Raw genomic sequence first — 18,685 nt, 5'->3', positions numbered from 1 at the left:
TTTAGAAGAACTATTCTGGAGTGCCACACATTTGTTGGAATATGTGGTCCGTGACTCTCACCGGTGTAGCTCAAATCATCTGCACTCGGAGGACTTTGGAGCTTACAAAGAAAGGATGGACGGATTTACGATCCTCCTCCCATCTCTCGATGCCAGGAATCGGGAAATTATTACTGGATCTTGTGGGACTATAACAGTTATTTTTTCTTGGCTAACTCATCTCTGTCTAATGCTCTTGGCGGCTCCTCCATCCAACCATTTTCAATATAATGTTTGTCCCATCTTCTGCATATTTGAGAATCTCTGCTGCTAACCTGCTATACGTTACACCCAAATCCCTTCTAGGACTCATTAAAAAAAGTGCCTTAAAAAAGTGCCTGACCCCCACCACGGTAACACTTTAGCGCATGGGGGGTCAGGCACCTTCACCTATATGTATGATATTGGTGCTCACCTCCTAAATTCCACTCATTATGCAGACGATATAAAAAGTGCCTGACCTCCACCACGTTATCACTTTAGCGTAGGGGTCAGGCACTTTCATAAGCCCTCATTTTTTACCTATATTCTTGTCATATTACCCGCTTCCACCTTGCGATTACAACCCCACTTGACTGGCTGCGTACGCTGCATGTTCTTTGCTGAACCCTTCGAAAACCAATTGATCAATCAAACCCTGTCTTGAGAACGCCATAAAATCAAGATACTCCTCGGCCTTGGTCACCGCTTGTTCCTGCCAATCCACCGAAATATGTTCTACACCATAGGTGGCATCTTCTGTACTGAACCCCTCAAACTCCAATTGATCGATCAACCCTGACTTTGAGAATGCCATGAAACTAAGGTATTGCTCAGCCATAGCTACCGCCTGCTTTTGAGAAACGGTTACGCTGTCTTCTTTAGCTTTACGCTCTTCCTCCTCCTTTGCTTTCCGTTCTGCTTCCTCTTTAGCCTTACGCTCCTCTTCTTCTTTCTTCTTTTGCTCCTCAGCTTCTTTGGCTTCCTGCTCTTTTTGAGCTTTTTCCCTAGCTTCCCGTTCTTCTTGTTCCTTCTGGGCTTGTTCTTTAGCTTCTCGTTCTTCCAGCTCTTTCTGCGCTTGTTCCTTAGCCTCTTGTTCTTCCAGCTCTTTCTGCGCTTGTTCCTTAGCTTCTTGTTCATCCCGTTCTTTCTCTTCTTGTTCTTTAGCCTCTCGCTCTTTATCTTCCTCTTCCTGTTTCGCCTTCGCCTCAGCTTCTTTGTCTGCTATAGAAGCATTAACCTCTTCCGTGACCGGAACATCCTCGCTCATCGCTCCCGTAATAAGGACAAAAGCCAGTAATGCAAGAAGACAGCCCCCTGATTTCAAAAAGTTTCCCAGCCTGTTCCCCTTCCCTTTCACGAAGGCTAATATGAAAAAGACGACCATACCTGCTAAAGCTGTTACCATTAAAATTACTAAGAAGGTTAGAAAAGCTCCCTCCTCAGATCCTACAAACATAGCCAGGACGAAACAGGCGTACAGACAACCACCCGATTTTAGAAAGTTCCCGCGCCTGTGATCCTTCCCTTTTACGAAGGCAAAAACAAAAAAGACGATCGTCCCTGCAAAAGCCAATGACATTAAAATCAGTAAGAATGCGTCCACAAATAACCTCCTCTGATTTTTATAACATCTCCTTCCAGTATATTAAGCAAGAAGCGATACTTTCCTTTTTCATTCGGGTTATGTAAACATTCTAAATTTTGAAACGTGGTAACGCATCATCTTAAATTTTAAATGATATTCCATAACAAAAGAGCGCTTCGTGACTGAAGCGCTCTTTTATACGTATTAATTTCAGGAAGCACCCGAACCGTCCTCTACTTTTACAGCAAACCTGCATAAATAATTGTAGAAACAATCACAATGACCATGCCTATCAACGTTTCATAAGGCAGGGCTTTCAATCGTTCTTTCATTTCCATGAACAGACTATCCCGTGAAATGTGAAAGAGCGGACCGTGTGGCAAATGGTCAAATGCAACAGCTCCCGCATTAATCATCGTGGCAGCGGCTAAAGCGCTGACGCCATTTTCTAACAATATTTCACCAAACACATTACTGGAAATCGCTGCCGAAGACGTGGCTGATGCTGTGGCGAGTGCCATAAACGAACCTGATAGAGGTGCGATGAAAGAGATGGGTAAATCAAAGGCATTTAAGCCGCTCATAATCATACTACTGAGTGAGGAATTCACGATAATGCCGGCTAAGGTACCCGTTGCGAGTATTAAAATGGATATTCCAGACATTTTTTGAAGTCCGCTCGTCATGAAAGACTTTAAATCCGTTGTTTTCCTCATGATTATGGCCCCGAAAATACCCCCTGCTGGCAATGCAATTAATGAGTCTACTTCAATATCTAATAATGGCTGTAAAGATAAGATGAAAATCGCAAACAAAGGACCTGAAATGGCTGCCACAAAAGAAGGTTGATTGATCTCATCTGTCTTTTCCATCCTAATTTTAGTGACCTTAGATCCCTTATTATTCAATTTTTTTGCTATAAAATAGGTACATCCTGCACCAATGATGGCTGGGCCGATTCCAGCAAACATGACACTCGTTAATGGGATGGAAAAGCTTTCAGCCGCTGCAATGGTATTAGGGTTGGGCGACATTACATTTCCTGCCCTAGCGCCCCATACGACAGCGATTAACACACTTAACCTGGAAACTCCGGTCCGTTTGGCGATCATCAATGCGATCGGTGCGACCGTAATCACTGCTGCAGCGATGAACACCCCTACTGCGGTTAATACTAACGCGGATACTGTAATCGCTAATAATGCCCTTGTCTCTCCCATTTTTGACACAATGGTGTTGGCAATGACATTGGCCGCGCCTGATTCGATTAAAACGCCAACTAACACTCCGGCTGCCAGAATCCGTAATACAGCCGGGGTCAATAATTGAGCCCCGCCTATCATGAATTCCAGAGTAGCCGCTAAACTGAGCCCGCCTACGAGCCCCCCAGCAATAGCACCTGCCATCATGGCATACGGAGGGTTAATACTCCTGAATATCAAAATAATCGTAATTGCCATTGCCACTAACACACCTAAAATACTAACCTCTGCGCCGATCATCCTCACCACTCTTTCCTGATCCATAAATGTATGTACCATAACATATATTTTTTACGTTGACCTTCCATTGATTTCTCTCTAAGTTTATTACGAAAAGTAAAGAATTTAAACAACTATGATATAACCACAGGGGCCTTTACCACTACCAAGCCTGTAGACCCTGCTTGTATATGAACAACCTAAAAGGTCTGATTCGGAGAAAAATGAATTTGTAGCGAACGGCTTGGGGTTAGCATTCACTATATGGATTCCAGCAATTTTCCATACAAAAAAGCAAGCCTTCCTTACGGCTTGCCTTTTTGTATGGAATGAACAATTATATTTTGTGTCATGAACTACATCATAAAAATTGAAATGACAAGCAAGAGATAGGTGGCGTAAAAACTCATTTTAATAATGGAAAAGGGAGAGTTTTCAAATTTAGAAACGACCGAAACCATCATAAAATAAGTCATCGAAATGAAAAGCGCAGCGATGAAATACATAACCCACCGATTTTGCTCAACCACGATAAAGATATCACCCGTAAATCCAAACCATAGAATTACAAATATTAAAATCACAAGGGAAAGCCCAAATACTTTTATTCCGTTTCTCCAAAACTTATGTTGAAAAATTTGATCGCTGCTTTTCTTTAGCTGACAATAAATCCCAAAGTAATTGAAACTGACTGTTAACAAAATGGCTATAGCAAAATAAAGCTGAATCATGATCGAAGAGCCATTTGATAACAACGCATCAAATAGGATGTACCCGATTTTTTCAAATAGAAAAATAAGGGTCACTAGTGCTGCTATGTTTAATAGTTGAAAGATGCTCCACTTACTAATCATTTTCACCCTTTTTACTCTCCCTCTTTCATTGGATGTAATTCAATGATGCCTTGATAGGATGTTGGGAATGGTTTAGATCCATTATCCAGGGCTTTCATATCTGCCAATATATTTTCTTCCCGATTATTAGTCACTTTGATAAATTGCCGCCGATCCTTTTCATATAATTTTTCTATTGTTTCTTTTTCAAATGGTAGATATTTGCTTTCGTTTTCTTTTAAAACTATATCTTCTTTTAACACCGTGGAATTACCATGTTCATCAAAATGGACCACGTCGATAACTGTTGAATAAGGCAGGGTGTTCAATGTAATCCCTTGGATCCTTTTCTTAGTGAAAAGCTGTTCGTTTTTCTCATAAAACTTCACAGCTTCACCATTGTTTGTACTCCATGATGGTGAAGGGTAAGGATCTTTCAAAGAACTCATCTGCTCTTCACTCAACGTAAATGAAAGAGGCTTTAATTTTTCATTATCAATGGTAACATCGTCTAATTGCAAAAAGAAGCGATAATTACTTACATTTTCATTCCCTATCTGTTCCTTATCAGCGAGATCCTCTAAAGGTATAAATGATAACTCTCCCTGACCCTCTTTTTCTATAGAAATTTCTACCGGCAGTGTGATGGAAGTTTTTGGCGGCACATCATACTTTATAGATGTCGACCACTTTTCATCTTCTTTTGGTCTAACCTTTGCTGTGCGATCCCCTTGCATAAATAGGGCTTGCATCTCAACCTTTTCGTCCTTATTATTCTCCACAATAATGTTACCTGTTAAGTGATCTTTGTTTTCTGGTAAGGTAAGAAAAGTAAACGCCTCACCTCTGACCGTGATTTCATTTTTGAAATCATCATCAGGGACAAAAGCCTTCACCAAAGTGAATGGAACCGATGATTCAGCAATTTGATCCGATTTGCTAAGCAGTTCAAAATCCTTAGATCCTTCTAAAACGGTACCGTCATTTGATAGTGTTGCAACGTCTTTTTCACTGTATTCATTGTTTAACTGCCCATCTGAGCAAGCACTTAAAACAATGATTATGAGAATGATAAACATGAGGTTTCTTTTCATAAGTATATCCTTTCCAATGAAAATTGCACTAAGCTAAAAAGTAGCTTAGTGCAATTTTATGTATTCCTTAGTAGTGTAGCACACTATCAAGAGTTCTAGCTTCGTATAGGACTCCCGAATCTGTAGCTGTATGAATGGTAAGGCCAGAGTAAACCGTGTTGAAAACCCCGCCCATTTCGGCCGTTGATTCAGCAGTAAACTTTCCAATGGCCGTGGACTTGCTACCATTTACCGTGTAACCAGAGCTAGTATTTTTAAGACTCGTGGTTGCTGAGGTAACCGTCGTGTAGATCTTACCTTTCGAAGTACCTGTACTACTAACGGCGCCTGTAATATAATTCGATGCTACATCTGTTTTTCCAGTGGATAAGGATCCCCAGGAGCTTGCTGCCGCTTGAAACTCACCTTCGGAAGTTGAGTTACTGTTTCCAAACTCTACAGTATCTCCATAATCCTCCGCTTTTTCCCATTCACTTTCCCAGTTGATGCTGTATTTTTCCGTCTTAGTTACGTCTTCCCCATTAGATTCGGCAGCACCTACTCCAGTTGTAATGGCAGCAGAAGCTAATAAAGCGACACCCATCGAAGAAATGAATTTCTTTTTCATAATATAAATTCCACCTTTTCCATATTTTTCTTACATGAAATAGATTATCACACTCCACCCGTGTTTCAAGGGTTTTCAGATTGGGAAATCTCCCGCATTTTTTCCACCTTTAGCCCCTAAATAACCCACTGATTTCCCAAGTCAACAAAAAAGAACCCTCCCCAACAGAAAGCGTTCTACATAGACTACTATTTGACCATTTCCTACACTCCCCTGGTTGTCTACATTAAATGACCGTCGGGATCCCATCACCATTTCCTTTCAAGTCATGCCGACCGGACGGAAGATTCGTACAAAACGCCGTTGTATGTTTTGATTTAATCCCTTGGGAGGTAAACATCCCACATCCCTTTCAACTCTACGGACTCGACTTTTTTCTATTCTCTCATCAGCTGGTCTGTTATGATATGGATGGGGTGAAGATTTACACAGGTATAAAGATGGGGTTAGGGAGACCATTCGACGTAAGGAAGATTATATGCCTACTGCACTATTGGTAGATAACTCTCGAGAGAAATTCAGGTTGAAAAGTATATTAGAGAGACATTCCTATAAAGTTTTGGCGGAAACGGAAGATTGCATGGAAGTCCTCTCCCTTTATGATCGATATCATCCAGAGCTTGTACTCATGGATGTTTCCATGTCAGATATGGAAGGTTTAGAATGCTTAGAGGAGCTACATAGCAAGTATCCAAAAGCACAGGTGATTGTTTGTTCTGAACTCAGTGATATTCAGCTCCTCGACCGGTGTGCTTCTTTAGGAGTCATTGACTTCATTCAAAAACCACTTTTTCATAGACTCTCTTCAGCCATAGAAAAATTACAGGAAAGATAAAGAGATATCACCCCTATCTGTCAGTGCATTCATTCTGCACTGGCATTTTTCATCCATAAGGAGACATAGAGAACCACATAAACACCCCTTATATCCAGCTTTTGCGATGAGTATCATTAGTTAGTTACGCCAGATCCTTTGCGCTGGCGTAATTTATTTCTAAAGCTACCAACACCTAAGATAAGGAATTTAGTCCCTGGCACCTTTTGCCTGTTTCAAACTGCCACGATCAAAATCATTCGAATTGTCAGGATATTGTAAAGACATGTGTTAATCTTGAGTTGGAAGAGTTTACGCGGAGGATTACTATGGATGATATTTCATTGTTAGAAGAAAAAATAGAATCTGTTCGACAAGAAATGTATGATGCCTATTTAAATGGAGCAGACGATGAGGATGTTTTATACATATCTCAAAAGCTGGATAAACTTCTCAATCAACTCCACTCCTTACTATAGATGCGCCACTGACGTCACTTGTTTTTAAAAAATGAAAGGTAAAAAAGACTGCTAAACAGGCAAAAGTAAAGAACAGAATGATCGGACCCAGGAAGCTATCATTTAACAGGAAAGAGTTTACCATCTGTTTTCAGCTCCAAGAGAGTAATTTTATGTATTCTTCCCATATTTCGCTCCTTTCATCCTTTTCCTTTTATCACACCTGTTACGAATTTGGACATTCTTCACGAAATCTAACGAAAGAACAGTCATCTAAGTGAACCGTTTAGGGAAGAAATGAATGTATTGTTCAGTAAGAAATCATCTCAGAAACGAGGAGTAGTCATAATGATAGAGCGCTTCTTGATTGAAGCGCTCTTTTGTCCTCAACAAATAAGGTTGTCGCTTATCTACTTTTGAATTTTTTTATTTATAATGTTCTATTATTCTTAAAACATATTTCACTCGTATCCGTGCCTTACCCTAACTATTGGATCCAGGCATCAGAACGATTTGCTGTTAGCCAAAGTATCGATGATAAAGTGTCTTCGCTTCGGTCTCATCCTGCGTTCCATGTATCAAAGCACGACCGTCCTTAAAGAGAACCATCCTTCTATTTTCTGTTGTAAAAGAAACGAGATATGGATTTAGTTCAACCTTTACCTCTTGTTGAGCAAGAGTTCGGGCTACCTCCTCTAAACTCCATTCTCTGCTCGCCGGAGGGCGGATTTGGACCGAATCACGCCCGCATAATACAGCCGTTTTCATCTGATGGCTGTATTTTAAAAATGGATAGGAAGGGTTCTCTCCACAAGAAGGGCAGCTTTCGTTTTTCATCCTGGATACGTTGATGGATGTATGCTGATTCTGCCACAGGTCAAAGGAAACAAGCTTCCTGCTGACCGCCGCCCAATCTTCCACTAATATTTTCATCGCCTCTACGGTTTGATGAGCTACGACCATCTGCACGGCAGGACTGATAATCCCGGCAGTATCACAGGTCATACCGCCACGAGGCACTTGATCAAGCAGGCAGTTCAAACAAGGGGTCTCTCCCGGAAGAATGGTATAGCAGATGCCATAACTGCTTACGCATGCGCCGTAAATCCAGGGAATCTGATATTTTTGAGAGAGGTCGTTCATCATCATTCTGGCGTCAAAGTTATCGGTGGCATCGATCATGAGATCGACGCCATCCAACAACCGTTCCATTTCAGATGGCGTCGCATCCATGACGTAGGCATCGACTTTTACGTCACTGTTCACCTCCAACAAACGTTGTTTCGCCGCAACTGCTTTTGGGAGACGGTCTTCGGCATCCCGCTCTGAGTACAATTGCTGCCTTTGGAGATTGCTCCACTCGACATAGTCGCGGTCAATTACCGTTAACCGTCCAATTCCTGCCCGCACGAGAGCTTCAGCATTTCCTGTTCCCAGCGCTCCTGCTCCAAGAAGCAGCACATGTTTCTCTCTGATTTTTTTCTGGCCGGCTTCTCCAATGGGAGAGAAAAGCGTCTGTCTGGAATAGCGTTCATTCATGTCCGGCTCATTCCCTCCATCGGGCTGCTTGCTGTGGCATAGCGTTTCTTCGGAATCCTTCCTGCTTCATAACCGAGACGTCCGGCTTCGATCGCTAGCTTCATCGCTTCGGCCATCTTCACTGGATCTTCCGCTGCTGAAACAGCTGTATTTAATAACACACCGTCCGCTCCAAGCTCCATCGCCTGTGCCGCATCCGCCGGTGATCCGATTCCGGCATCCACAATGACAGGCACCGTGGATTGTTCCATAATGAAACGAAGATTCTCACGGTTGATGATCCCTTGTCCAGAACCAATCGGGGAAGCTCCCGGCATAACCGCATGAGCACCCAATTCTTCAAGCCGTCGGGCAAGCACAACATCATCAGACGTATACGGAAGAACCGTGAAGCCTTCTTTTATCAGTTCTTCCGTTGCTTTGAGCGTTTCTACAGGGTCCGGCAGTAACGTCCTGTCACAGCCGATGACTTCTACCTTGATCATATCGCAGAGCCCTGAAGCTTTGGCTAGTTTTGCATGTCGGACCGCTTCTTCTGCCGTTTTCGCACCCGCCGTGTTCGGAAGGAGCGTATATCTCTCTACATCGAGCTGTTCAAGGAAATTCGGCTGGCTCGGTTCGAAAATATTCATCCGCCTTACGGTAAAGGTAAGGATGTCGGTCCCTGATGCCTCCACTGCCTTTTTCTGAACGTCAAAATCCGGATACTTTCCTGTGCCTAACAACAAACGTGACTTGAATTCCTGGTTACCGATTTTCAACATCTTCATCCGCCTCCTACAAATTGTACGATTTCAATGCTATCTCCATCCTGCACCTTGTTATCTGATCGTGATTCCTTCTCCAAGATGGTTTCATTCTGTTCAACGATTACCACCCGCTGATCCAATTGAAAATGACCCAGTAGCTCACCGATCGTATCGACCGTTTCCGGAACGGTCAGCCATTCGCCATTGATTCGTAGTTTCATAGGTTCACTCCTCCACGTAATAAATTCCCAGTGGTGGTCCATTTCTGAGGAACATGCTTGCCTTCGATTAAGTCTGCGATCACTTTTCCTGTTATAGGTGACAATAAAATGCCATTGCGATAGTGTCCGGCAGCGATAAAGAGTCCGGAATACTCCGGGTGCGGGCCCAGATACGGAATGGCGGCTTTCGTTTGTGGGCGAAGCCCGGCCCAGGCTGTTTCCCACTCTGCAAAAACAAGTTCAGGTACTAACTGAGTCGCTGCTTTGATTAATGGAAATAATCCGCCCAAGGTTACCGTTTCATCAAAAGTACCAGGTTCTTCGGTCGCGCCGATCACCAGACGCCCTCCCACTTTCGGAACGATGTAACACCCCTTAGAAAAGAGCGTGCCTTGAATGAGCCTGCGCTTCGTTTTCACAGAAAAACATTCACCTTTAACCGGATACATATCCATCCCGGAATTCTGTTTACCAAGCAAATCTTCACTCCAGGCACCACAGGCGACAACGACATGGTCGGTGCTCATGTTTCCTCGATTTGTTCTCACTCCCGTGACCTGATCCCCTTCTTTAATCAAACCTTGTACATCGGTGTACTCGAGAAGTTCTGCCCCAAGCTCTACTGCTGACATGGCAAAAGCCTTCGACAAATCAGGAGCGGATACCTGACCATCGTTGGGGAGAAATAAAGTGCCACTCAGCTGGGAAGACAGCGCCGGCTCTTCCCTTTGCAATTCAGCAGGCTCCAGCCACCTCGCTTCCTCCCCGCGCTTTCTTTGAACTTCCCCATAAGCGATCAACTCTTCCCTTTCTCCTTCATTTGTAGCAATTTTATAAATGCCTTTTTGCTGCAGCCCAATATCAATGCCGCTATATTCTTTCAACTCTTCAGCCAACGCAGGAAACATTGCCCTACTTGCTGTAGCGAGTGAATACAATGAATCGTCCACGTCTTTTAGTTCCGATTGCGCTCCAAGCATGCCAGCAGCAGCTGAAGATGCTTTGCCGGCGATTGTCTCTCGCTCAAGGAGAAGAACAGAGCGTCCGCGCTTGGCCAAATGATAGGCGATGGAACTGCCGATCACCCCAGCACCGACAACAATCGTTTCATAATGCTTATTCATAACATCCTCCCTCCATCGACTTCCGTCCGGTAAGCCTGCGCTGCTTTCACAGGATCCTCCGCCTGTAGAATTCCGGACATGACTGCAATCCCCTGAGCTCCCGTACGAATGACATCCCCTGCCCGCTCTGGCGTTATTCCACCGATAGCAACGACCGGGCACCCGACATGTTCAATAATTTCACGGAGCGAATCCAATCCTTTCCCCGCTTTTCCCGGCTTGGAGGAGGTCGGATAGATATTTCCGTATAGGAGAAAATCCGCTCCTTCCTCTTTCGCATCTATGGCCTCTTTTAATGAATGAACGGATTTCCCTACATTCAGTTCGGGAAAGGTTTGCTTCACTTGTGAGACTGGGAGGCTGTGGTGAGTCAACTGCACCCCGAAGTCCTCCTGCTACAAAAGCAACGTCAGCCCTGTCATTGAGGATGATACGCTCCATTGGAAAACCGGCATCCGTCAGCTGTTGAATGCCAGCAAAAATTTCAGCAGCAGAGCGTTGCTTTTCTCGAATGTGGAGAAAATCGATTTCCTGCTGGACCGCACTCACTGTCTCGGTTAGTTCAGCAAACATCTGCTCTCCTGTCGAAATCAAGTGAATGGATGGCCTCACGATTCATTCTCCTTTGCCAGCCAGTTGAGAAGTTTTCATATCAAACGGCCACTCTTCCATTTGGTATGCCATTTCCCAAAACTTGTACTCATACTGACTGCTGATCACAAACAACTCTTTCATCCGCTCACGGCCCGCTTCCGATTTCAATTCCGCCAGATCATCCAGCCGCTGGATCTGCTCCTCAACCAGCGTCCGGAACCAATCCCCGCCATAGGTGCCGATCCACTCCTGATAAATCGGTTCTTCCGGCTGATGATCTTTCAAGTGCTCCCCAACTTCATAATAAAGCCAATAGCACGGAAGAATCGTAGCGATAATCTCTCCCAAATCCCCATGGTAGGCGCCCCGGTACATATGAGAGGCGTACGCATAAGCCGTCGGAGAAGGAGTGAACTGGTTGCGCTCCTCTTCTGTGATTCCGAGTCTTTTTGAAAAGTTCTCATGAAGCTCCATCTCTGCTTCATACGTCCCTTGAGCATGAGAAGCCATACTGGCCATGGTTTTCATGTCCTCTGACTTTGCTGCTCCCATCGCCTGCACTCTGGAAAAATGGGATAAATAATAAGAATCCTGAAGGACATAGTAGCGGAACTGCTCGAGCGATAGCGTCCCTTCTCCAATCCCTTTGACAAAAGGATGATGGAAACTTGCTTCCCAAATGGGATCCACCGCTTCACGAATCTGCTGTGAAAATTTCATTGTGATTCTCTCCTTTTCCCGACGATCCACGAGCAAGGAAAAAAGGATAAGACGCAGGCACTCTCTGCATCTATTTCCAGACACTAAAAAACCACTATCTTTATGTGCGTAAAGATAGTGGTTTCAGGTGTAAATATCTATATGTAGCTTAAGATACACGCTGACCGCCACTTCCCTACGCTGGTATCAACCAGATCAGGTTCTAAGAGTCTTAAAGCTACACTTTAATCTCAGCCTTATGAGAAGGCACCCCTAGTGGATCGTCTATGTTTTTTGATTTCACTGATATCGTAACATGTTCTGAATAATTGTCAAAACATTCCCAAAAAAACGAATGTAATAAAATATCATTGACTTCCAAATTCATGGCCCCTAGAATTCATTTAGTATTTTCTATAGCATGAATTGGAGTGTTCTCATGAGTCGCTTGAAAAATTTAGCAGTACTGTTTGCCACCTCCATCATATTAGGAGCAGCCTTCAACCTGTTTTTGATACCAAATGAAGTTTTAACTGGTGGGGTGACCGGGCTGGCTATGGTGTTCGGTTTACTTACTCCTATAAGTGCGGGGATTTGGTTAGTGGTTCTGAATGCCCCGATCTTTATCCTAGGATGGATGAAGCTAGGAAAAGAGTTTATTGCGAATAGCATATTTTCTGTCGTTGTCACCTCCATCACGATGCAATATCTCCCCGTCACTCAAGTAACAGAAGATGCCTTGTTAGCATGCGTATTCGGAGGAGCGATTGCTGGCGGATCCATTGGTCTGATCATCAGGTTTTACGGATCCGGTGGTGGAGCTGATATTATCGGGCTTCTCCTCACTTTGAAGCGTGATATCCCGTTAGGAGTATTGATTTTTGCTATCAATAGTGTGGTTGTTTTTATCTCCGGCTTTGTTTTTTCATGGGAATTAGCTCTGTACACCATGATATCCATTTATATTACTGGAATAGTGATCGACCGTGTTCATACCCGCCATGTGAAGCTTAGCTTAATGGTTGTATCCGATCGTGGGGAAGAAGTGAAAAGTGAGCTGCTGGATAATTTAATACGCGGTATCACTGTCATGTACGGTCAAGGTGGGTATTCCAACACAGAACGTAAAGTGCTCTATACGGTTATTACGCGTTATGAACTTGCGTTAGTAAAATCATTGATTACAAGCATAGACCCCAAAGCCTTTGTTAGTGTCAGTGAAACGGTAGAAGTCATAGGAAATTTCAGAAGGTAAATATAGACTTCAATCATGCCTGACCCCACTCCGCTAAATAGAGCGCTTGGGGTCAGGCCTTTTTACTCAGGAAGCGCACACGGGAAATTCCTTTTTCTTGTCACATAGAAACGACTAAATCGATAAAAGCACGAAACCTGCAGGATACTCCTGCTTCGTACCAGGGTTGAATTTGATCTGCTACTTCTTCTGCACATCCAAATAATTTTGGCTTTGGTAATCGATAGAGAGGCATGAGTGACGGCAGCTCTTGTGCAGGCTTTGTTACACATCTTAAGACGCAAATGAGGAAATTCTTCTATTAGATATTGCCAAATTATTAAAAGACTGTCTGCTTTATATGGCTAAAGTGGGCAATCTTTTTTAGAACCTTCCCTGAATTTTATGGTTCCACCTCTTATTTAATTTCTGCTAAATTGACATATCGATAAAAACCGATATATAATATGGCTTATGGAACCAATTGATGTATTTAAGGCTTTATCCAACAAAACTAGACTTAACATTTTAAAGTGGTTGAAGGAACCGGAGAAGCATTTTCCTAAACAGGGCGCTCACCTGCCAAAGGAGGTCAGTTATAAAGGGGGAGTATGTGTAGGAGACATTCAAGAAAAAGCCGAAGCTTCTCAATCTACGGTATCTCACTACTTGACGATGATGCAGAAAGCTGGTCTTCTTGAATCTGTCCGTTATGGCCAGTGGACATACTATCGAAGAAATGAAGAAGCCATTCGTCAGTTTGCTGAATACCTTAAAACAGAAATCTGAGTTGGTTGATTTCTGTTTCTTTTTTAATATAATATATCGATTATTCTAGATATTTAAATATAAAGATCTCAGGAGGAATTCATTCCATGCGTTACATCTCATATATATTAGCGTTATTGGCAGGAGCAGCGCTTAGTTTTGAAGGAGCTATTTATGGTGAATTAGGAAAAACGATAGGAAAACTGGAAACTAGTTTTTATAACTTCTTTATTGGTTCGATCATCCTCGGATTACTTTGGCTATTCTTTGGAAAAGGGAAATTTTCTTATATCGTTGAAGCACCTAAATGGACACTGCTTGGGGGTGTCTTGGGAGTTGTCTATTTAACATCTATTGTTATTAGTGTTCCATTTGTCGGTGTCGGAATAACTATGGTTGCAGTAATTATTGGTCAATTAGTAATGAGTATAGTGATTGAACATTATGGTTGGCTTGGAAGCAAGAAATCCAGAGTCAATAAAGAAAAAATATTCGCTGTTATTTCAATGATTATAGCACTTATTTTAGTTTACTAGGAGGTCTCGAAATGGGTATATTAATGATTCTATTCACCTTTTTAGGTGGTCTCACATTAAGCGCACAATCAGCTGTTAATGGTACATTCGGTCGTAAAGCAGGAACCATCGAAACGACCCTGTTAACTTTTCTGACTGGAACCATGTTTCTAGCAATTATTATACTATTCTTTGGTCATGGAAATTTGCTTGCCATTGTAGAAGTACCTAAATGGCAATTAAGCGCCGTATTTTTAGGTGTGTTGTTTTTACTTTTCATAATAGCCGCTGTCCCTAAAATCGGGGTCATTGCAACCAATATTACGGTTATCATCGGTCAGCTTGTCATCGGTATTCTTATTGATAATTTCGGTTGGTTCAACAGTTTAGTAATTCCTTTGGATATGAAACGTGGTTTTGCATTACTCTTTATGATTATTGCTCTTTACTTTATCTATAAAGGAAATACACGTGCCAGCGAAGAAATCTCTGCGTAGTATAGTAAATTTCAAAACACTGCAATCGTTAAAAATAAGATTGCAGTGTTTTTTTATTAGATAGAATATATCTATTGAATGCAAGTGTTGGTTATTTAACATTATCAGTGCCTGATCCCGCTTCGCTAAAGTGTTAACGCACTGGGGGGCAGACACTTTCATTCAGGCCTTTTTAATCAGGAAGCGCCGACCCATCCCCGCTCTTCACAGTTCTGCCGTGAGGGTGACTACAACAGGTTCGTTTTTTCTATTCCTCCTGACGAAGAAATGATGTCCCTTTAGAAACAAGACCTTCCATAATATCTTTTGGCACCAAACTTCCACCTGTTGCCCAAACTAAATGAGTTCCATGACTTAAACGGGAGCCATACATGCGGTCTAAATGTTGTTGGATGTCAACGGAAGAAGGACCGTACATGCCTGCAAGTGCTAATGTTCGTGCCTGACCCCCACCACGTTAACACTTCAGCGCAGTGGGGGTCAGGCACTATTCTTTAATCCATGTCGACAAGAGTAATTCCAAAGCAGTATAATTTCCTAATCATTGGGCAAAATACCATCTGATCTTATATGTAAGGTGGTTGATTATAATATTTAAATACTACATAAAGCAATGGAAAAAAATACAACAATTCAAGGACTGGTCATTATCAGAGAAGGCGAAATTCATTGGAATTTCAAACTTGCTTTATTACTGTGTTGTTTGTCTATTTCCTACGGATGGAATCATATATCTTTCATTCCTTCTCTTCTTTCTTTATTCGGTTATTTACTTAGCTTTTTTGGTCATTAAAATAATTCTCAATAAATCCAACAATTTATCCTATAACAGCATTCAATGGAATGATCTAATGGAAGAAATCGATTCCATGAGTGGTATTCAGTTTAAAACCGTCCTTTCTCACTTATTAAGAAATGAAGGATATGATGTAAAACGAACTCCTAAGTCTGGTGATTATGGAGCAGACCTTATCTTAAGAAAAGGATTAGATGTCATTGTAGTCCAAGCGAAAAGGTACTCTAACAATATAGGTATATCAGCCGTAAATGAAATAATTGGTGCTTCAGGATATTATAAAGCCAATAAGAAGTGGGTCATAACTAATCAATTCTATACGAATGCAGCAATTGTACAAGCACATAAAAACAAAGTGAAGTTGCTGGACCGTGATGATCTTATCCTTATGTTAAGACATTACAATAAAAACTCCATTAAAAGAAAACCTATACGTAAAGATATCTCAAAAGAAAAAACCAATCTATGGCGGTAGATTGGTTTTTTTATTTATAAACATTGTCCGGTAATCTTTTAGTTTCGAATGGGGCGTTCACGAGCATAAGACAATCGGAGGTTTGTTACTATGTTCCTCCAAAAAGAATCTCCTACGCGTCTTTCTAATACTCGTTCAAAAGTTGTTATTTAGAATATTGATTTCATTCACTGCCTTTTCAGCTGCCAGGAGGGCACCATCAAGATGGCCACCAGACTCTGAATCGGCCTCTGTACCAGCAAATATAATTTTCTTTTCCCATACCCCTTTTTTCTGTGGCAGACCATAGCTCGGAAAATCTCTAAGCAGCTCTAAATCTTCCTCAGCAGCGGTTTCGGAATCTTTGGACCAATCTTTGTATAAGATCGCCCTCACGTTTTGAGCGGAGGTTCCAAAAAGCCTGACCAATTGATCGATGACCAATTGTAACACTTGATCCTCCCCCATTTCCCGGCGCGCTTTCGGTGGCATGCCGAAAAATCCAAATAATGCACCAGCCCCTGTTTCAGGAGAAGCATCATGGATTTCTTGTAACGGTCCAACCCAACTTGTTGCAAATCCAGAGAGGCCTGCCTCCCTCCAAAAGGGACGATCATAAACAGCTATGGCCTTGGCTTGTCCAGCCATCCACGTAGGTTTGCTTATGAGGTCATTGATCGTATCTTGAGGTAGGGAAGGAGAAAAATCAATATGATGCGCCACCATCCGCGGTGGTAATGCTAAGATAACAGCACTTGCTGAAACTTTTTTTCTCCTTCCATCCGCAAGATCTGCTTCCACAGTAATAGCCCCATCTTTATCAAGTTGAATGGCTGTAACTCGCGTTTCAAGCTCAATGAACCCGGAAGGAATCGTATCTTCTACAGCATCGATAAGAGACTGCACCCCGCCTTTGAGGCGAATGGACCTTTCAATCGAATTTTCTGGAAGCACAAAACGCTCTGGCGACATGTTTTGGGATCGTTCTGAAAGCATCGCCCCTTTTGTGTGCTGGACGAACGTTTCTAGATTCAGTTCTTTAACAAGGTTGGAAATCGTGCTTTCATATTGCGGCCAGTACCATGTAGGGCCGAGGTCGAATTTGCCCAGGTCAGGTCTATTTGGATCTGAAGTACTCAAGACCCTACCGCCAATCCTATCTCGTGCCTCCAGCACCTTACACTCTACGCCTTGGGCAGCAAGTAGAGAGGCAGCACGCAGACCGCTTAAACCAGCACCAACAATGACTACAGGATTTTTCACATTCCTTCCTCCTTTCCATGGTTTGTTAATGGTGAATATGCTTTAAAACCAAACTTTTTCACCTGATTCCAGGCTTGTTAATCGTCTTCATTTATTTATCAGATTTTGAACCATCATGTCATAATAAGTCAAGGTCCCCTGAAAATCCGGCTAATAGTTGAACTCCTTGTACAAACGCTATTATGATACGTTGCTATGCATTTGAACTAAATGGATCATCTATGATTCCAATTTCTTTCCCTATTCTATCCTTTTATTTACCCTTCAGACAAGCACAATAGTGAGGCCAGTCCTACTTGCTTCGGATCATAGTTCAATAATGATGTCGTGCCTGACTCCGACATACTCTTACACTAATGTGCAAATGAATACTATATGTAAGAAAAGAAAGAACCTGCTCCTCCATAAGGAAAGTAGGTTCTTTTGCATTGGAAGCGCAGGGATGGTTCTGGTCACACCGAAAACGAACAAAAGAAAAATGAATGCAAGCCAGCTGAAATCGTTTTGCTGGTAGAAAGACAAACTTGCAATAAAGATAACCATAACGAAAGATATAAAGATAACTAATAAACGGATGGACTTGTAAGAATATATTTACACCCTGGCTCTCCCTCCACACAAAAATGAGCATACGAAAAAACCCTTCAGGAAATAAATCCTGAAAGGCTAAGGGATCATGTGGCGGCGTCCTACTCTCACGGGGGTAAACCCGACTACCATCGGCGCTGAAGAGCTTAACTGCTGTGTTCGGCATGGGAACAGGTGTGACCTCTTCGCCTTCACCACCACATCAATATAAAGTTTGAAGTAAAATTATTGGTTGCGGGGACAGGATTTGAACCTGTGACCTCCGGGTTATGAGCCCGACGAGCTGCCAGACTGCTCTACCCCGCGATAATGTGGGAAACTTGATGTGCTCCCATAATATGAACATTTATTTATTCCCATAAGTTCAGGTGAACCCTCAAAACTGGATAAGGAACATCTTTTATTGAAAAAGTACTGTCATTCACGAATGATTTTCATCAGATAGATAAGTCATCGATCCATTAGTATCCGTCAGCTCCACGTGTCACCACGCTTCCACCTCGGACCTATCAACCTCATCGTCTCTGAGGGATCTTATTTGCTTAAAGCAAAGGGAAATCTCATCTCAAGGGGGGCTTCATGCTTAGATGCTTTCAGCACTTATCCCGACCACACGTAGCTACCCAGCGATGCTCCTGGCGGAACAACTGGTACACCAGCGGTGTGTCCATCCCGGTCCTCTCGTACTAAGGACAGCTCCTTTCAAATTTCCAACGCCCACGACGGATAGGGACCGAACTGTCTCACGACG

Annotated in this window: 19 protein-coding genes, 1 tRNA gene, 2 rRNA genes and 1 riboswitch; of the genes, 7 read left to right on the top strand and 15 right to left on the bottom strand. The window is 42.7% G+C overall.

From position 1 onward, the window contains the following. Positions 1 to 598: 598 nt before the first annotated feature. The 5 genes from BLS23_RS12925 to BLS23_RS12905 form a co-directional block, all read right to left on the bottom strand. Positions 599 to 1,624 (bottom strand): Ltp family lipoprotein, encoded by a 1,026-nt coding sequence (locus BLS23_RS12925; RefSeq protein ID WP_244157199.1) that lies wholly within the window; start codon positions 1,622 to 1,624, stop codon positions 599 to 601. 221 nt (positions 1,625 to 1,845) lie between these two features. Continuing rightward, positions 1,846 to 3,105 (bottom strand): GntP family permease, encoded by a 1,260-nt coding sequence (locus tag BLS23_RS12920; protein ID WP_089653059.1) that lies wholly within the window; start codon positions 3,103 to 3,105, stop codon positions 1,846 to 1,848. Positions 3,106 to 3,443: 338 nt separating this feature from the next. After that, positions 3,444 to 3,947, bottom strand: coding sequence for a hypothetical protein (locus BLS23_RS12915; RefSeq protein WP_089652966.1), 504 nt, complete (start codon positions 3,945 to 3,947; stop codon positions 3,444 to 3,446). Between the two features lie 5 nt (positions 3,948 to 3,952). Beyond that, the gene (locus BLS23_RS12910) at positions 3,953 to 5,014 is read right to left on the bottom strand and encodes a hypothetical protein (RefSeq protein WP_089652965.1); all 1,062 of its coding nucleotides are present in this window, start codon (positions 5,012 to 5,014) and stop codon (positions 3,953 to 3,955) included. Positions 5,015 to 5,081: 67 nt separating this feature from the next. Beyond that, positions 5,082 to 5,621, bottom strand: a complete 540-nt coding sequence (locus tag BLS23_RS12905; protein ID WP_089652964.1) for a hypothetical protein — start codon at positions 5,619 to 5,621, stop codon at positions 5,082 to 5,084. Between the two features lie 478 nt (positions 5,622 to 6,099). Between BLS23_RS12905 and BLS23_RS12900 the strand changes: the two genes are divergently transcribed. Both BLS23_RS12900 and BLS23_RS12895 read left to right on the top strand, forming a co-directional pair. Continuing rightward, a complete protein-coding gene (locus tag BLS23_RS12900) occupies positions 6,100 to 6,456 on the top strand; it encodes a response regulator (RefSeq protein ID WP_089652963.1) in 357 nt (118 codons plus the stop codon). Between the two features lie 308 nt (positions 6,457 to 6,764). Further along, positions 6,765 to 6,914, top strand: a complete 150-nt coding sequence (locus tag BLS23_RS12895) for an aspartyl-phosphate phosphatase Spo0E family protein (protein WP_089652962.1) — start codon at positions 6,765 to 6,767, stop codon at positions 6,912 to 6,914. 498 nt (positions 6,915 to 7,412) lie between these two features. Here BLS23_RS12895 and BLS23_RS12890 read toward each other — a convergent pair whose 3' ends face one another. From BLS23_RS12890 to tenA, 6 genes are all read right to left on the bottom strand, one after another. Then, positions 7,413 to 8,432, bottom strand: coding sequence for a thiazole biosynthesis adenylyltransferase ThiF (locus BLS23_RS12890; RefSeq protein ID WP_089652961.1), 1,020 nt, complete (start codon positions 8,430 to 8,432; stop codon positions 7,413 to 7,415). Further along, on the bottom strand, positions 8,429 to 9,196 hold the full coding sequence (locus tag BLS23_RS12885; RefSeq protein ID WP_089652960.1) for a thiazole synthase: 768 nt from the start codon (positions 9,194 to 9,196) through the stop codon (positions 8,429 to 8,431). The genes BLS23_RS12890 and BLS23_RS12885 overlap by 4 nt, the downstream gene beginning before the upstream one ends. 2 nt (positions 9,197 to 9,198) lie before the next feature. Then, positions 9,199 to 9,402, bottom strand: coding sequence for a sulfur carrier protein ThiS (gene thiS, locus BLS23_RS12880; protein ID WP_089652959.1), 204 nt, complete (start codon positions 9,400 to 9,402; stop codon positions 9,199 to 9,201). Further along, positions 9,399 to 10,526, bottom strand: a complete 1,128-nt coding sequence (thiO, locus tag BLS23_RS12875) for a glycine oxidase ThiO (protein ID WP_089652958.1) — start codon at positions 10,524 to 10,526, stop codon at positions 9,399 to 9,401. Before thiO ends, thiS begins: the two co-directional genes overlap by 4 nt. Continuing rightward, positions 10,523 to 10,906, bottom strand: a complete 384-nt coding sequence (locus BLS23_RS12870) for a thiamine phosphate synthase (RefSeq protein ID WP_089652957.1) — start codon at positions 10,904 to 10,906, stop codon at positions 10,523 to 10,525. The genes thiO and BLS23_RS12870 overlap by 4 nt, the downstream gene beginning before the upstream one ends. A gap of 235 nt (positions 10,907 to 11,141) precedes the next feature. Further along, the gene (gene tenA / locus BLS23_RS12865) at positions 11,142 to 11,840 is read right to left on the bottom strand and encodes a thiaminase II (protein ID WP_089652956.1); all 699 of its coding nucleotides are present in this window, start codon (positions 11,838 to 11,840) and stop codon (positions 11,142 to 11,144) included. 155 nt (positions 11,841 to 11,995) lie between these two features. Then, positions 11,996 to 12,104: riboswitch (TPP riboswitch) on the bottom strand. A 154-nt stretch (positions 12,105 to 12,258) separates the two neighbouring features. Between tenA and BLS23_RS12860 the strand changes: the two genes are divergently transcribed. From BLS23_RS12860 to BLS23_RS21435, 5 genes are all read left to right on the top strand, one after another. Further along, positions 12,259 to 13,074 carry a YitT family protein gene (locus BLS23_RS12860; RefSeq protein ID WP_089652955.1) on the top strand — a complete coding sequence of 272 codons (816 nt, stop codon included), beginning with the start codon at positions 12,259 to 12,261 and terminating at the stop codon, positions 13,072 to 13,074. Positions 13,075 to 13,527: 453 nt separating this feature from the next. After that, entirely contained in the window at positions 13,528 to 13,842 is a 315-nt protein-coding gene (locus BLS23_RS12855; RefSeq protein ID WP_089652954.1) for an ArsR/SmtB family transcription factor, read from the top strand. Between the two features lie 86 nt (positions 13,843 to 13,928). Beyond that, positions 13,929 to 14,357, top strand: coding sequence for a DMT family transporter (locus BLS23_RS12850; protein WP_089652953.1), 429 nt, complete (start codon positions 13,929 to 13,931; stop codon positions 14,355 to 14,357). A gap of 11 nt (positions 14,358 to 14,368) precedes the next feature. Next, positions 14,369 to 14,833 (top strand): DMT family transporter, encoded by a 465-nt coding sequence (locus tag BLS23_RS12845; RefSeq protein WP_089652952.1) that lies wholly within the window; start codon positions 14,369 to 14,371, stop codon positions 14,831 to 14,833. 851 nt (positions 14,834 to 15,684) lie between these two features. Further along, entirely contained in the window at positions 15,685 to 16,104 is a 420-nt protein-coding gene (locus BLS23_RS21435) for a restriction endonuclease (protein WP_143015270.1), read from the top strand. 135 nt (positions 16,105 to 16,239) lie between these two features. Here the strand turns inward: BLS23_RS21435 and BLS23_RS12835 are convergent, their stop codons facing one another. The 4 genes from BLS23_RS12835 to BLS23_RS12820 all read right to left on the bottom strand — a co-directional run. Beyond that, entirely contained in the window at positions 16,240 to 17,346 is a 1,107-nt protein-coding gene (locus tag BLS23_RS12835) for a flavin monoamine oxidase family protein (protein ID WP_089652950.1), read from the bottom strand. Between the two features lie 676 nt (positions 17,347 to 18,022). After that, positions 18,023 to 18,136, bottom strand: a 5S ribosomal RNA gene (gene rrf, locus BLS23_RS12830). 27 nt (positions 18,137 to 18,163) lie between these two features. Then, positions 18,164 to 18,240 (bottom strand) — tRNA-Met (locus BLS23_RS12825). A 135-nt stretch (positions 18,241 to 18,375) separates the two neighbouring features. Next, positions 18,376 to 18,685, bottom strand: a 23S ribosomal RNA gene (locus BLS23_RS12820); the annotation flags it as partial.

Origin of the sequence: Halobacillus aidingensis (genome assembly GCF_900104185.1) — a bacterium.
Classification (GTDB): domain Bacteria; phylum Bacillota; class Bacilli; order Bacillales; family Halobacillaceae; genus Halobacillus; species Halobacillus aidingensis.
This window is presented reverse-complemented; position numbering and strand designations above follow the sequence as displayed.

Coding starts and splice junctions, on each gene's coding strand:
- BLS23_RS12845 (WP_089652952.1), top strand. CDS start 14,369: ATGGGTATATTAATGATTCTATTCACCTTTTTAGGTGGTCTCACATTA.
- BLS23_RS12855 (WP_089652954.1), top strand. CDS start 13,528: ATGGAACCAATTGATGTATTTAAGGCTTTATCCAACAAAACTAGACTT.
- BLS23_RS12860 (WP_089652955.1), top strand. CDS start 12,259: ATGAGTCGCTTGAAAAATTTAGCAGTACTGTTTGCCACCTCCATCATA.
- thiS (WP_089652959.1), bottom strand. CDS start 9,402: ATGAAACTACGAATCAATGGCGAATGGCTGACCGTTCCGGAAACGGTC.
- BLS23_RS12900 (WP_089652963.1), top strand. CDS start 6,100: ATGCCTACTGCACTATTGGTAGATAACTCTCGAGAGAAATTCAGGTTG.
- BLS23_RS12910 (WP_089652965.1), bottom strand. CDS start 5,014: ATGAAAAGAAACCTCATGTTTATCATTCTCATAATCATTGTTTTAAGT.
- BLS23_RS12890 (WP_089652961.1), bottom strand. CDS start 8,432: ATGAATGAACGCTATTCCAGACAGACGCTTTTCTCTCCCATTGGAGAA.
- BLS23_RS21435 (WP_143015270.1), top strand. CDS start 15,685: ATGGAAGAAATCGATTCCATGAGTGGTATTCAGTTTAAAACCGTCCTT.
- BLS23_RS12905 (WP_089652964.1), bottom strand. CDS start 5,621: ATGAAAAAGAAATTCATTTCTTCGATGGGTGTCGCTTTATTAGCTTCT.
- thiO (WP_089652958.1), bottom strand. CDS start 10,526: ATGAATAAGCATTATGAAACGATTGTTGTCGGTGCTGGGGTGATCGGC.
- BLS23_RS12895 (WP_089652962.1), top strand. CDS start 6,765: ATGGATGATATTTCATTGTTAGAAGAAAAAATAGAATCTGTTCGACAA.
- BLS23_RS12850 (WP_089652953.1), top strand. CDS start 13,929: ATGCGTTACATCTCATATATATTAGCGTTATTGGCAGGAGCAGCGCTT.
- tenA (WP_089652956.1), bottom strand. CDS start 11,840: ATGAAATTTTCACAGCAGATTCGTGAAGCGGTGGATCCCATTTGGGAA.
- BLS23_RS12885 (WP_089652960.1), bottom strand. CDS start 9,196: ATGTTGAAAATCGGTAACCAGGAATTCAAGTCACGTTTGTTGTTAGGC.